Below are 14,500 nucleotides of genomic sequence, written 5' to 3' on the forward strand. Positions count from 1 at the left end.
GAAAAGAAGCGCAAGCTGATCCAGCTTGCGCTTTCCTTTTGCATCCTGCTAGTTAATAAAATTCGCTGCTTTCATCATCCGATATAACATAACCGATACTTGCCCGCGATCAGCTTGCGCTTGCGGTCTGAAAGAGGAATCCTCAAACCCCTGCACTATCCCTAAGCGATTATTCAGGAATACCGCCTCCTTAGCCCATTCGGCGATTTGGTCCTGATCCCGATAAGACTGGACAGAATTAGCGTTATTTGCATCGGACGAAGCATTGGCCAGTCCTGCATAAATCATGGCACGTTGAAGCATTACAACAAGCTCCTGACGCGTTACAGGCCTATCGGGACGGAACGTTCCGTCTTCATATCCAGCGATCAAGCCGTTTGCCGCCGCTGACGCGACCGGAGCGCTATACCAATCAGACGCATTAACGTCAGAGAATCCAGTTTGACCTGCTTGGTCAGGTACCAATCCAAGTGCCTTCGTCAGCATGCTTGCAAGCTCTGCTCTTGTGACCGGTCTTGCATACGCAAAGCTGCCGTCCGGATAACCGGATACGATCAATTTTGAGGCTAACGTTTCAATCGCCCCTTTAGCATAGTGTTCCGGAGCTATGTCATTAAACGTTTTGCTATGTTTGACGATCGTATACAATGAGTTGCCTTTGCGATACAAAGTACCCTGCCACTTGCCATCACGATTGGCAAATATAGCGGGGACCGGGTAATACTGCCCGCTGTTCTTATCTATCATAAGGCCTGCAAGCTGTCCCGCAGACATCTCCGCCGACGTATCCCCGATTTCCAAAGTACGGGCGGCATAGGACGGGAATGCGTTGATTTCTTTGGTTGTCCCTTCAGCTGTGGTTACTTCAACTTTAAAGTCTACCAGCTTGCTCACAACAGACGCACCCGTCTGAGATAACACATCAATAGTCGCTTTCTCCAGAGCTTGATCCGCTTTTCTGAAGCTTACGATTACTCTTCCCTTTTCGTTCGCCGCCGATAATTCAGCTACAAGCTGCTCAATCAGAGATTTAGGCAGTTCCAGCGAAGTGCCCTCCGTCTTGATGACCAGTATTGCATTGCCCAGTCCACCGGCCAACGATTTAAAAGAACCTCTGGTGAATTCCGCCTGAACTGCGTCGGTTTTTCCGGGAATTTCAACGACCAGCTGCGCGGATTCTTTATTCAGGCCCTTCAACAGTTCGGCCGCTTTTTTATCATCGATTGTCGTTCTACTTACTTTATCATTGGAAGAAGAGCTTGGCGCGCCTCCGCCTCCTCCTCCACCTCCGCCACCCGAGTTAACAGGGGTCTGGGAGTTGTTATTTTCACCATTGTAGCTCTTGGCGGTCCGTAGACTTTCGACCGTATCAATACGCTGTATCGATACGTAAATCGAACCGCTTCCCGCTCCTAATTGATTCACATTAAAAGCTACGGATTGTTTGTCTTTTTCAACGACGGCAGAAGCCATAGAATACGGTACGGTCGGCGTGCGGTAAATCCGAATGATGTCGCCTTCCTGCAATCCATTCACTTGAATCGAATCGCTGGTATCCTTATTATTCGTTACGATGATCTGATCTTCCCGAAGCGGCGCAGTACGAATCCGGTCTTGGATGGGTAAAAACACAGGCTTGGCTTCTATTTCCCTACCGCGGGTAATGATTCCGATTTGCGTAGCGCCGGAAGGCAGTTTCGTGTGGGACGGAATGGAAATTTGGAATATCGATCCCGATCCGTCAAAAGATCCAACACGTCCCTTAATTTCAGACAATAGCTGAAGTTTCTCACCCTTTTGGTTAGCAAAAAATGTCTGATAAGTCATTTCCGGATTGTCATACTTTGCGAAAAAGTTCAACGTTCCCCCAATTTCGCCGGCCTCTCCATCATTGTCCAAGAAGGAGGATGGTTGGATCGGGCTAACAGAATCAACAAGCTTGAGCCAGTCTATTTTCTCGGAAGATACGTTATCGCTAATATGGGCAATTTCTTTATAAGGAGCGGGCTCTCCTTTCTCATTGACCGGAACGACCATAACATAAGCGGTGTCGGCCTTAATCTGTTCAGGAGCAACGTTAACTGTATACTGATCTTCCCCTTTAGTTACTTTAGCGAAGGGTTGAACATCCCATTGAAACGTTCTGTTCCCAAAAAATAAATGGTATCCGCTAATGTCCGATTCGTCAGCCGAAGGCTGCCAGGTTACTTTACCTTCTATCTTTCCCCGACTCGGGTTTGTATCGATAAACATCGTTTGAGAAGGAGTTGCGTATGGCCAGTCCCAGATGGAAGTAGTTGCTCCTGCTTCCGATTCTCCCTTCGCGTTCTTGGAGTAAACGGCGATTTGTTTCGCTCCGGAAGGAATAGCGATTTCTGGTAAGCTGACTTCATATCTCTCGCGGCTGTCGCTTCTCTTCGTCTGAACAATCGGTTTGAGCTTCTTGCCCTCACCATCGAGAAAATAGGCAATGTAATCTGTCACATCATTGGCCGCCATAAACTCGTGCCAAGCAAGGATGCCCGATATCTTTCCTTTAGCCTGATTCTCGTCGAAGAACGAAACTGCTGCCGGGATGGATGATGGTCTACCCTCAACGCCGGAATTCAAAGGCACCTGCTCCGACAAGATGTTGTCGTAAATCTTAAGATACGTAAAATTCGTCGCGGACTGACCCTTGGAGTTTACAGCTTTAATGGCAACGTATGCAGCTTGATCCGGAACAGGGTCCTTGATGTCAAAGGAAAACTTCCTTTGAACGTTTGAAGTATCCGAAACTGCCCCCGCTTCATAGGTAACTTTTCCGAATCGGTCTCCCAGCGGCTTTTTATTGATATCTGCAAAGTACAAATCATACCCAAACTTGTCAGATGTTTCGTAGGCAAACCAGTTCAGTTTTAAAGCCAGTGCCCCTCGCTGCGGATCTGTATCCACCAGACGCGGCTCAAGGGGAGAAGCATAAAAGACCGTTCCTGTGTTGTCCCAAATGTCCGCGATACCGGGAGCAGCCCCTTCTCCGACGCTGTTCTTGGCGTATACGCCAAAATATTTGGCCCCTTGGGGAAGCCGGGTGCCTTTGGGAATGTCAATGGAATAGCTGTACCCGGACGTTTTAGGGAGCGTATAAATCGAAGCTCCGATCTTCTGCTTATTGGCATCCAAGAAATAAACGGTATACTCCGTTATAAACTCCTCCGAAGAAGGCGCTGACCATCTTAGAGATCCGCCGATTGTCCCTTGGTTATCATCCGTATCATAGAAACTAACACCTAAAGGCAAATGCATCGGCGGTCTGTTGGCCGGAGTATCCTGCTGCAAATCGCTCATAGAAGTATATCTATATACAGTTAAGGTGCTTGGGTCATATGTCAATACATTGCCGTTCTTCAAAATCAATGCCTGATCGATCGTGTAAGATAAATCAAACTGCTTGTTGAACGTATCGCGATTATATACGGCGGATTGCGTAAAAACATAAGGACCGTTTGCGTAGACGACCGGGGCCCCATATTCTCCATAGACGTAACTGATGACGTTAGCATCCAGACGTTCTTTGCCGAAATAAAGAAACGGTCCGTCCTTCAGAAGGCGACTGTTATACGCGCCGCGATCCCTTTTAGAGATAATTTTATTGTCGGTTGTCCGGATTTGCGTTAAATCATAATCCCCCCCGACATACAGCATGTTGTTCGTTTGATCCAGCTTCAACTTGGGAGCATGTACCGACAGCGTTTGGTTATCAGGCTTCAGCTTTTGGCCGCTTCCACCGTAAACGGCGTCATACACTCGGACCTCTTGCCATTGATCGACGTTCGAATAATAAAGCTTATTTCCCGCCTCGATCCGAAATGGATTCGTGTCGACCGTTATTTGATACACGGATGACGGAACGCTGGTCCCATACACGGTATCGACCACTCCAATTTTTGTGGAGCCGGATAATGCAACATACAGCTTGCCTTCATAGCCGGATATATCAGTAGGGTTAGAGCCGATAAACATATCGTTAACGACGCTTAGATCGCTGCTGCGCAGAGTTACCAGGCGGTTCGCATCCTTAAAGATGGCGTAAATGTATTCCCCATTCCCGCTAACGGTCCAGTCGGATAGCCCATAATTAAATTGGACTCCCCCCGCTACTTTGCTCGCGGTCAGAGCTGCGGACGTCAAAGGAAGCTGTAATTTTTCAATCGTTGTAGTCCCGCTTTTAAACATATAAATTTGGTTGCTTGAATCCATTGCCATTAAACTTGAAGCATACGGAAGCTTGGTAACCTCGATAAACGTCTTCCGGTCCATTACGGCCCCTGGAGTATAATCAGTACCCGTCAGCACATATTTTCCGTTCGAAAAATATACACGTTCGCGATAATTGCCTTGTATTACCGCCAGATTGGCAGGATCGAGCAAATATCCGGCAAAGTAAATTCCGGCATCGTCGAGAACCAATTTTCGATTGGGATAACTAAAACCATACCCTTCATCGTAGGTCGTTTGGCTTAGCAGCCGATGATCGGATACGCTATAAGCGTAAAGGTTCGAGGCGCTGCTTCCCCTTGCTCCCACGAATAGCTTTTGCCCGGATTGATCGATAATGATATCCGGTTCCGATGAAGCCGCCGTCTCGACTTTTCGAATCCCGTTAGTCGACAAGTCATATTCGAATACACTGTTCCGGTAATCTCCGCCGACATAGAACACTTTATTATCGGTGACCGCCGTCAGATAAGGACGGTCTGTCGTCGCCAAAGTGCGTTCAACCGTCTTCGAAGCGATATCTACGATTTTGATTTGTGTTGCGCCCGAGAGAGGCACATACAGTTTGCCGTTAAATAAATCAATATCGGAAGGCTTGGAGCCGATATCGATCGACGTCTCGATTTGGAGATCAGACATGCGAATGAACAATAGCTTGTTTCCTTCTTGGGAAACGGCATAAATATACCCTCGGGATTCGTCCAAAACCCATTCGGTCAGGTTGAACCCGAGGCTCTGACTTTCAAGAGAGGCAGCTTGAGCCTTGGAAGGCGTCGCCACCGGAAGAAACGACGCGAGCAGGCTGGCAATGAGAACCGCCATCCAGCTTGATTTCACCAACCTCTGCTTCATGAACTGTTGTATCCGTACGACTAGAGACAAAAAAAATTCCTCCTAATGGCATAGTATGATTTTACCAACATCGTAGATTTTACAAGAAATTCCGATCAAATATTGTCATAATTTGTCGAATAAAATAATATTTTTTAATTATAAAAAGGCTTGTCGTCCTCACAAGAAAGAGAACAACAAGCCTTTACTTTCTGCTTACCACAAGCATCATCATAAACGAAATGACGATGATCGAGCCGGTCCACCACCAGGCGAGCGTCATGCGGCCGGATTCCACCGCCATGTAGATGGCGGTCGGAACGGTTTGCGTCTTCCCTGGGATATTGCCGGCGATCATCAGCGTCGCCCCGAATTCGCCGAGCGCCCGGGCGAAGCCCAGAATATAAGCCGTAGCCAAGGAGCGCCAGGCCAGCGGCAGTGAAATGTAGCGGAGCACCTGCCACTCGCCTGCGCCCGCGGAGCGCGCAGCATCTTCTAGGCTGCGGTCGACCGAGGCGAAGCCGACCTTCATCGTTTGGTACACGAGCGGAAAGGCGACCACGACCGAAGCGATGACGGCAGCCCACCACGTGAAGATGAGCGGTGCCGCGAACCACTCTTCGATCCAACGGCCGAACCAGCTCTTCTTGCCGAGAAGCACCAGCAGGATGAAGCCGATTACGGTCGGAGGAAGCACCAGCGGCAGCATCAGCGCGGTTTCCAGCAGCGTTTTGCCCGGAAACGTACGGCGGGACAAGCCCCACGCCGCAGCGATCCCGAGGACGAACACCAGCGCGCTCGCCACCAGCGATACTTTGACCGACAGCAGGACCGGCGACAGAAAAGCGTTCCAATCGATGCCAGACATGCCGGCTACTTCCCCGCAGGGATGGTGAAGCCGTACTTCGCGAACACGTCCGCCGCCTCTTTACTCTGCAGGTACGTGTAGAAGGCTTCGGCTTCTTTGGCATGCTTCGTCGCTTTGACGATACCGGCCGGATATTCGACCGGCTTGTAGGTTTTCGGATCGACGTTGAAGGCGATCTTCACTTTCTTGGACGTGAGCGCATCCGTCTTGTAGACGAAGCCCGCTTCCGCGTTGCCCGACTCGACGTAGGTCAGCACCTGCCGCACGTCTTTCGCCATGACAAGCTTCGGCTGCAGAGCATCCCACTGCTTCGCGTTCGTCAGCGCTTCCTTGGCATAGCCGCCCGCCGGTACGGATTCCGGCTCTCCGATGGCGACGTGCTTCACTTCCGGCTTCGCCAAATCGCCCACCGCGCCGACCTGCGCTTGGCCGCCTTCCGGCACGACGACGACGAGCTCGTTGACGAGCAGGTTTTTCTGCTGCGCCGCATCAACAAGCTGCTTGTCCACCAGCGCCTTCATATTTTTGGCGGCGGCGGACAGGAATACGTCGGCGGGAGCACCCTGCTCGATCTGCTGCTGCAGCGCGCCGGAGGCCCCGAAGTTGAAGTTCAGCTTGATGCCCGCGTTCTTGCTTTCGTAAGCGGTTTGGATTTCCTTGAGCGCATCGGTCAAGCTTGCCGCGGCGGATACGGTCAGCTCCACCTTCTCAGCGGGAGCGGCTTGGCTCTTCCCTTGCCCGGCTTTCGGCGCGTCCGCCGGGGTTGGCTTCGCTTCGCCACAGCCGGCAAGCCCGATGGCTAGAGATAAAGCAAGCAGCAGGAATAAACAAGAAGCAGCGATTTTACGCACAGATTCCTCTCTCCTATCTATTTAATTATGTTTAGATATAACTAGATATAATTAACTTGAAACTCATTATAAGCGAAAAAAAGGAACCCTGTAAACAGCGGTTTGAATCGCTGCCGCTTCCATCGTATGATAGATGTGACGACTTCGTGTCCAGGCCGGGACCAAGACCGGCGTTGCCTGCGAAGACGAATGCAAGACGGGAGGTTTTAGCGTCATGACCAACGACGTTTCCTATACAACCGAAGAAATTGCGAAGCTCTTGAAAATATCCAAGCTGACGGTGTACGACCTAATCAAAAAGGGCGAGCTTCCCGCCTACCGCGTCGGCAAGCAAATGCGTATCGACGCTACGGATCTGGAGGCCTACAAAGCCAGAGCCCGCGAAGGCCGTATACCGCCCGCAGCCGCTCCGGCGCCGTCCGGTGCCTCAAGGCCGGAGGCCGTTTTTGCTCCGGGCAGCCGTCCGCTCGTCATCACGGGGCAGGACATCAGCCTCGACATGTTGGCCAAGCATCTGGAGAAGCAAGCGCCGGGCGTCCGCCCGCTCCGCTCGTACGTCGGCAGCTTGGACAGCCTGATCTCGATGTACCGCGGCGAATCGGATATCGTGAGCACGCATCTGCTGGATGGCGATACCGGGGAATACAATATTCCGTATATCCGCAAGCTGCTGGTCGGCTTTTCGTATATCGTCGTGCATCTGCTTACCCGCAATGCCGGGCTTTACGTGCCGCAGGGCAATCCGAAAGGACTGCGGAGCTGGGGCGATCTCGCACAGTCCGGCCTGCGCATCGCCAACCGGGAGAAGGGCTCCGGCGCGCGCGTGCTGCTGGACGAGCAGCTGCGGCTGCACGGCATCGCACCGGGGAGTCTCGCCGGCTATGAGGCGGAGGAATCCAGCCACATGGGCGTAGCCGGCAAAGTCGCTGCGGGCGAGGCCGATGTCGGGGTCGGAATCGAGAAAGCGGCGAACATCGTCGAAGGCGTCGATTTTATCCCGCTGATCCGTGAGCGTTACGATCTCGTGATGCTGAAGAAGCCGGATAACCGCGAATGGATCGAAGCGGTCCGGCGCATCCTGCAATCGGACGCCTTTCTCGGCGAGCTGCGCTCCATCGGCGGATACGATTTGACCGAAACGGGCAAGGTGTTGCTGGAAACGTGACGGACCGGTTCCGGTAAACGCAGCCCGGCAGGACAAGGGGCAGGCATTGGAAAAAATGGATACGGATCATGACCGCCATCTGTGTCATTATTGTGGCTTGCCTTCCCTTCTATCCGAGACTGCGTTACGATCTTTATGAGCAAGACCGATTGCCGAGCAAGTACGAAGAGATCGAATAAATCGTGATGGCCGCTTGGCGCAAAATCTAACCGGACTCGGGTGATCGCATCAGCATGGATTTTTCAATCATCGAGCATTTGACAGAGGACAATATCAAGCATTGGCTGGAACAATACCGCTCCCTGGGGCCGCTGCCCGGCATCCTGCTCACGTTCGCCAAGTCGTTCGTTCCCCCGCTGCCTACGCTGGTCATCGTCGGAGTCAATGCGGCGGTGTACGGCTTATGGCTCGGCTTTCTGTATTCGTGGATCGGCATGATCGCCGGATGCCTGACGACCTTCCTGATCATTCGTAAAGCGGCCGGCCATCCGTACTTCGAGCGGTGGAAGCGCAAGCCCAAAGTCGAAAAAAGCATGCGGTGGGTCCGCCACAACGGGTTCAGCTATGTGTTTCTGCTGAGCGTGTTTCCGGTCGGTCCGTTCGTGCTTGTCAATATGGCGGCCGCCGTCGCGCGCATGCGGCCGCATACGTTTCTGATTGCCGTGGCCGCCGGCAAAGCGATCATGATCTTCTCCGTTTCGTACATCGGGCACGATCTGGAGCGTTTCGTCCGCGAGCCGCTTCAACTGCTCTATGTGGTGTTGTTTATCGGGGGCTCGCTGTTCCTTAGCAAAAAAATCGAGGCTCATTTCACGAGGGTGGCTGCGGCCAAAGAGGAGCAGCGTAGTCTGAACGGACACGAGCGGGGAAGCGAATAGAGTTCCCGCGCAACGCGCCAGAGGCAATGCTCCCTCCCCCTTGGGGGGGAGAAGCGGCTGTGACCGTTTATTCGCAAACCTTTTCCAGATCGGCCGTGCTGCCGATGCGATTCGCGTCATTGATTTGACAGCTTAGTTCCCTTCTATCTTTTTTAGACCTTATTTCAATCCACATCCTGTTGATACGCAAACTTTTCGCCAAATCAACCACGTTATGCACATTTTTCAACTCGTCCCCAACAGCTTTTCCATCTTCCAAGCTTTCATATCGGACATCCAGATAAAGAAGCTGCCGGTTAATGGCTTCTTGAAAAGAAATATACTTGGGCCCAAAAATAATGGCATTCTCATCCGGAAATTCTCCGTATAGGGAATGGTAGTCCGACACTTTGTTTATGCGGTATTTTTCCTCCGGCAGCAGCTCCTGCAGTTTCGGATAAACCGTCTCCTTCAGTTCGGCATTCCAAAAAGCTTGTACATAGTCGTCTCTAAACACGAACTGCTTGTTTTTCTCCGAAACATCCACACGGATCTTATAATCGGGTTTTGCAACAGAATGTACTTCAACATCGTAATGATCAATCGTACCGTTATACTCGACCTTTTCAATCCTGAATTCTTCCTGATATTTGTTTTTCAAATGAGTGGCCAATTCTTCCTGCACTCTCTTTTCCTCGGACGAGAATTGCTTGAAGATGGCATCCAGCATCAAAAAAACCATCCCGCCCATCAGCAAGTAGAGAACCACCAAAACGCAAAAGACGGCTGCAATAATAAAAAGTACGGTTTTGAGCGCCGCCTTAACGTATCTATTGGTTAAAAATTTATCCAGCAGCGTTGGTTCCTTATTTTCTTCCGCGATCCGTTTAAACTTGTCCGCACTTGAATTCATCGCTTCAAATAAATGCCGATCCATTCGCGTCATCCCATTCTTTTCTATATGTATCTGTTCATCCTTCGGCAAAACGACGAAATCCGGAAGCATAGGCTTCCGGATAGACTCCCGGGCTTGTGGCCCTCAGGGAGACGGTTTTCGTTTGGGCAGCGGCAGGCTGTACGGTTCCGCAAGGCAAGGCATTTGTTCCTTACAGGGCATGGATCCAAGTCACACCCGAAGTTTGAAGGTCGGCTTCCCATTCCTTCGGCATGTTCACATCGCTGATAATGATGTCGATTTCTTTGAGATCGGCCAGCTTGTAGAACTGTCCCTCGCCGATCTTCGAGCGGTCGGTCATGACGATCGATTGCTTGGAATGCTCGATCAGCTTGCGCGCGAGCTGCCCCCGCTCGGCGTCGAAGCTGGTAATTCCGCGGTTCACCATCATGCCGTCGATCGAGATAAACGCCTTGTCCGCATAAAACTGCTCGACCATCCGTTCGGCCATCGAGCCGGACACCCGCGCCTGCGCGGCATTGACCTTGCCCCCGATAAAATAAACGTCGCCGGAGAACAGCTCCTTATTCTTGTAATCGATGAGCAGATACAACGCCGGGGCGGAGAAGGCCAGTACCGTAATATTTTTTTTGTTGAGCAAAAAATGGATCATCTGCTGGGTCGTCGTGCCGTCGTCGATGAAGATGACGTCGTTGTCTTCCACAAGAGACGCGGCTGCCCGACCGATCCGCTTCTTCTCCTCAGCGTACAGCTCTTCCCGCTTCAGGTGCGGCGGCTCTTCCCGCGCCAGGTTGATTTTGACCGCGCCGCCGTAGACCCGCTTCAGCTTGTTCTCCGCCTCCAGCTCCTCCAAATACCGGCGCACCGTCTCCGAGGACACCTTCAGCTTCTCTACCAGCTCAAACGTTTTTACTTTTCCTTCCAGGTTGAGCGTGTTCAAAATAAAATCCTTGCGTTCTTCCCCCACCAAAGACATTCGGCGCAACCTCCAGCCCTGCGTATGATACTTGCATTATAGCACCCGAGCGCCGCGGCTTACACGATTTTCCGGTCCGCCGCTTTACAACCAGAACCGGTTGCGCCCGATCGCCTCCAGCAGCCGCCCGATATCGTCCGCATGCACATCCCCGATGTTGCCGATGCGGAACGTGTCCGCGGACGAGATTTTGCCCGGATACAGAACGAAGCCTTCGAGCTTCATTCGCGCGTAAAATTCCGCAAACGAAAACTGCGGATGCGCCGGGTACACAAACGAAGTAATGATCGGCGATTGGCACGAGGCCGGAAGCAGCGCTTGAAACCCAAGCTCCTCCATCCCCCGCACCAGCAGGCGCTGATTGTTCTCGTACCGCTGCTGCCGCTTCGCGATGCCTCCCTCGTCCTCCAGCTCCAGAAGCGCTTCGTGGAACGCGTGCACGACATGGGTCGGCGAGGTGAACCGCCACTTGCCCTGCTGCCGCTCCATCGTCTCCCATTGATCGTACAGATCGAGCGAGAGCGACCGGGCGCGTCCGGCGCAGGCAGTCAGCTCCTCCGTCTTCGCGATGACGAAACCGAAGCCGGGGACGCCTTGGATACACTTGTTGCTGCTGCTGATCAAAAAATCGATGCCGAGCGCCGCCACGTCGATGGCGATGCCGCCGAAGCTGCTCATCGCATCGGCGATCAGCGTCTTGCCGTGCTTCTTCGCCGTCCGGGCGATGTCCTCCAGCGGATTGCGCATCCCGGTCGTCGTCTCCGTATGAACGACGGCCACATGCGTAATGTCCGGCTGCGCGGCCAAGACGGCTTCCAAGGCGGCTGCGTCCGCAGGCGTCGTCTCGCCGAGCGCGATCCGAACGGTCGAAATGCACAGCCGCTCCGCCATTTGCGCGATCCGCTCGCCGTAAGCCCCGTTAATGAGGACCGCCAGCTTGCCGTCCGTAGGGATCGCCGAGCCGATCACCGATTCCACGACGAATGTGCCGCTTCCCTGCATCAGCACGGCCGTATACCGATCCGTCTCCGTCGTCGCCAGCCGGACCAGCCTGCCGCGAATGTCCTGTACTAAGTCGTTGTATTCGCGGTCCCACGTACACCAATCCTTCAGCATGGCCGCCTTCACCCGCTTCGTCGTGGACAAAGGTCCCGGCGTCAGCAGCAAGTATGGATTATCCGGCATCGCCGGAATGGTCATCGTTTCTGTCATGAGAGTTCATCCTTTCAATGCGGCTGCTGTGGAGCATGGGGATTCCCCTGCCGCCAAGCGCCGGTTAATGTCTGCAATGACCGGGTCCAATGCGCCGATGGAGTCAATGACGTAGTGTGCGCCCTCCGACCGGTAGCGCCGCCCGATCTCTTCCAGCTTCCGCTGAAGAACGGCAGGATCGCATGCGTTTACTTCCGCCTCGGTCATGCCGAGCTCACTGCTGCCTTTCAGAATACCGACCGTCCATGTCCCGGCGTTCAGTCCTTCGCGGATATCGCTGATCGTATCTCCGACTTTGACAATATGCTTCATCGGATAAATACCGAGCCGGATTGCGTTCTCGTAGATCATCCACGGATACGGTCGGCCCGCAGACATTTCGTCCGGCGTTACCAGCCCGTCCGGCGCATAGCCCTGCTTCTTCGCTTCGGCGGCGACGATCTCCATCATCTCCGTCGTATATCCCGTGGTCGAGCCGACCTTGATCCCCTGCGACCGCAGCCGCGCCACTAGTTCAATCGCTCCCCGAATCGGGGTCGCATACTGCTTCAGGATGCCGAACAGCATCAGCTCGAAATCCGCGTACAGCGAATCGACATCGGCTTCCTCCGGCGTCCGGCCGAAGGCCGCCTTCCACTGCTCCGCCACGCTGTTCAGGCGGCAAAGCTCGCGCAGATGGTCCCGCTTCAGCATCCCCATCGGCCCGCGCGCTTCCTCGGCGGTCAGCGCAATGCCCCGCTTCGCGAACACTTCCACGAATACCGCCACCGGTGCGAAGCAGCCGTAATCCACAGCGGTTCCCGCCCAATCCAAAATGACTCCTTGTACCGTCATATCTTGATTCCTCCCGTATTATTTGTGCATTTGCCAAGCTTCCGTCCGCCGCCTCACGCCCCGCAAAATCAGCTCGTAAAGCAGCCGGATGGCGATATTCGTTCCCAGGATCAGCACCGACATAGCCGCCGCGGCCGCCGTATCGCCCGCATCGTCCATATGGACGATAGAAACCGCCGCCAGCTTAAAGTCCGGCGAAGTCAGGAAGACGAGCGCCGATACCGTTACCATGGAGTTGACGAAGAAGTACATCGCCATCTCGATAATGGCCGGCAGCGACAGCGGCACCGTCACCTTGAGGAACGTCCGGTAGAACGGCACCCGCATCGACTCCGCCACCAGCTCGAACTCCTTGTCTTGCTTCTTCAGCGTCGTCATTGCCGTGATGAAGGGCACCGAGAAAAAGTGAACGACATTTGCCAACACCAGAATGGCTACGGTGCCGTACATCGGGTGCAGCGGGTTGTCCAGCGCGTTGAAGAAGAAAATGTACGCCAGTCCGATGACCATGCCGGGCAGCGACAGCGGCAGGATGGCCAAGAAATAGCCGAGCTGCCGGGCGCTTCGCAGCATCCGCGTTTTTTCGATCAAGTACGCCGTGACGAACGCGAACAGCGTGCCCAGGACTGCCGTCAGCAGCGAGAGAACCAAGCTGTTCCAGAACGGCTCGAACCCGGCCGCCGCCATCGCGGAAAAATCAAAATGCTTGAGCGACAGCGTCAGGTTGTAAGGCCATACGTTCACCAAGGAAGCATAAACGATCGTCAGCAGCGGAATGAGAATTCCGATGGACATCAGCGCGCAGAACAGCGTGAACAGCATGTCCCGCAGGCGGCCGTTCGCAATGCGGTACGGCGTCGATTTGGACGTGATCAGCGCACTTTGCTTGCGCTGCACGAGCCGGTCCACCACGAACGCGACAACCGCCGGGATCGTCAGCAGAATGCCGACCGCCGCGCCCATGGACATGTTTTGCTGCCCGATCACCTGCTTATAAATATCCGTCGCGAGCACGTTGAACTTCCCGCCGATGACCTGCGGCGCGCCGAAATCAGTGAAGCACGCGGTGAAGCAGACGAAGATGGCGCTGATCAGCCCGAACTTGACCGACGGCAGCGTCACCGTGAGCAGCCGCTTGAGCCTTCCCGCGCCGAGCGTTTCCGCCGCTTCGTACAGCCGGTAATCGGTCACGGCCAGCGACGCCGCCAGGATGAGAAACGCCTGCGGGAACAAGTAGATGACCTCCGCCAGGATGATGCCGACCGGGCCGTACAGCTCGATTTTAAACCCCGGCACCAGTCCGAACAGTCCGTTCGTGACAAGCCCTTGGTTGCCGAACAAATACGTCAACGCGATTCCGTGCATCATCGTAGGCGCGAACAACGGCACAAGCGCGATCGTTTTGAAAAACGCCTTGCCCCGGATCGCCGTCCGGATGACCCCGTACGCGTAGAAGAACGCCAGCGTAACGGCGATGACCGTCGAAACGACGGAGACGTAGATCGTATTCGTTAGCGACTGGGACAGCGCCGGCGTCGAGAAGTAACGCACAAAGTTAGCCAGCCCCACGAAAGCTCCTTCACGGTCCAGGAACGCCTTGGCGAACAAGACGCCCAGAGGAAACAAAACGGACGTGAGCAGCAGCAGGACGACGATGACGACAAGCGACATCTGCCAGAGCTCCGCGCCCCCCGCTTTCGGGCTGAGCGCCCGGGTTCGTGCAGTCCACATGA

At 53.9% G+C, this 14,500-nt stretch carries 10 protein-coding genes; 2 read left to right on the plus strand and 8 right to left on the minus strand.

The annotated features are described in order from the left end of the window. Window positions 1-48: 48 nt before the first annotated feature. The 3 genes from NI000_RS35065 to modA form a co-directional block, all read right to left on the minus strand. Complete coding sequence (locus NI000_RS35065; RefSeq protein ID WP_253415919.1) at window positions 49-5,139, minus strand: S-layer homology domain-containing protein; 5,091 nt, start codon at window positions 5,137-5,139, stop codon at window positions 49-51. A 154-nt stretch (window positions 5,140-5,293) separates the two neighbouring features. Then, window positions 5,294-5,956 (minus strand): molybdate ABC transporter permease subunit, encoded by a 663-nt coding sequence (gene modB / locus NI000_RS35070; RefSeq protein WP_253415920.1) that lies wholly within the window; start codon window positions 5,954-5,956, stop codon window positions 5,294-5,296. A 5-nt stretch (window positions 5,957-5,961) separates the two neighbouring features. Then, complete coding sequence (gene modA / locus NI000_RS35075) at window positions 5,962-6,807, minus strand: molybdate ABC transporter substrate-binding protein (RefSeq protein WP_253415921.1); 846 nt, start codon at window positions 6,805-6,807, stop codon at window positions 5,962-5,964. A gap of 214 nt (window positions 6,808-7,021) precedes the next feature. Between modA and NI000_RS35080 the strand changes: the two genes are divergently transcribed. After that, on the plus strand, window positions 7,022-7,972 hold the full coding sequence (locus NI000_RS35080; RefSeq protein WP_253415922.1) for a helix-turn-helix transcriptional regulator: 951 nt from the start codon (window positions 7,022-7,024) through the stop codon (window positions 7,970-7,972). Between the two features lie 233 nt (window positions 7,973-8,205). Beyond that, on the plus strand, window positions 8,206-8,850 hold the full coding sequence (locus NI000_RS35085) for a TVP38/TMEM64 family protein (protein WP_253415923.1): 645 nt from the start codon (window positions 8,206-8,208) through the stop codon (window positions 8,848-8,850). Between the two features lie 67 nt (window positions 8,851-8,917). Here NI000_RS35085 and NI000_RS35090 read toward each other — a convergent pair whose 3' ends face one another. From NI000_RS35090 to NI000_RS35110, 5 genes are all read right to left on the minus strand, one after another. Next, window positions 8,918-9,814, minus strand: a complete 897-nt coding sequence (locus NI000_RS35090; RefSeq protein WP_253415924.1) for a hypothetical protein — start codon at window positions 9,812-9,814, stop codon at window positions 8,918-8,920. Window positions 9,815-9,935: 121 nt separating this feature from the next. Beyond that, a complete protein-coding gene (locus NI000_RS35095) occupies window positions 9,936-10,721 on the minus strand; it encodes a DeoR/GlpR family DNA-binding transcription regulator (RefSeq protein ID WP_253415925.1) in 786 nt (261 codons plus the stop codon). A gap of 84 nt (window positions 10,722-10,805) precedes the next feature. After that, on the minus strand, window positions 10,806-11,906 hold the full coding sequence (phnW, locus tag NI000_RS35100) for a 2-aminoethylphosphonate--pyruvate transaminase (protein WP_253415947.1): 1,101 nt from the start codon (window positions 11,904-11,906) through the stop codon (window positions 10,806-10,808). Window positions 11,907-11,939: 33 nt separating this feature from the next. Further along, window positions 11,940-12,767, minus strand: coding sequence for a phosphonoacetaldehyde hydrolase (gene phnX, locus NI000_RS35105; RefSeq protein ID WP_253415926.1), 828 nt, complete (start codon window positions 12,765-12,767; stop codon window positions 11,940-11,942). An 18-nt stretch (window positions 12,768-12,785) separates the two neighbouring features. Then, window positions 12,786-14,498 carry a putative 2-aminoethylphosphonate ABC transporter permease subunit gene (locus NI000_RS35110; RefSeq protein WP_253415927.1) on the minus strand — a complete coding sequence of 571 codons (1,713 nt, stop codon included), beginning with the start codon at window positions 14,496-14,498 and terminating at the stop codon, window positions 12,786-12,788. Window positions 14,499-14,500 lie beyond the last annotated feature (2 nt).

It is taken from the genome of Paenibacillus tyrphae, assembly GCF_024158745.1.
Taxonomy (GTDB): domain Bacteria; phylum Bacillota; class Bacilli; order Paenibacillales; family NBRC-103111; genus Paenibacillus_G; species Paenibacillus_G tyrfis_A.

Excerpts from the sequence above, each read along its gene's own strand:
- modB (WP_253415920.1), bottom strand. The coding sequence starts at position 5,956 with ATGTCTGGCATCGATTGGAACGCTTTTCTGTCGCCGGTCCTGCTGTCG.
- NI000_RS35080 (WP_253415922.1), top strand. The coding sequence starts at position 7,022 with ATGACCAACGACGTTTCCTATACAACCGAAGAAATTGCGAAGCTCTTG.
- NI000_RS35085 (WP_253415923.1), top strand. The coding sequence starts at position 8,206 with ATGGATTTTTCAATCATCGAGCATTTGACAGAGGACAATATCAAGCAT.
- NI000_RS35095 (WP_253415925.1), bottom strand. The coding sequence starts at position 10,721 with ATGTCTTTGGTGGGGGAAGAACGCAAGGATTTTATTTTGAACACGCTC.
- phnW (WP_253415947.1), bottom strand. The coding sequence starts at position 11,906 with ATGCCGGATAATCCATACTTGCTGCTGACGCCGGGACCTTTGTCCACG.
- phnX (WP_253415926.1), bottom strand. The coding sequence starts at position 12,767 with ATGACGGTACAAGGAGTCATTTTGGATTGGGCGGGAACCGCTGTGGAT.
- NI000_RS35110 (WP_253415927.1), bottom strand. The coding sequence starts at position 14,498 with ATGTGGACTGCACGAACCCGGGCGCTCAGCCCGAAAGCGGGGGGCGCG.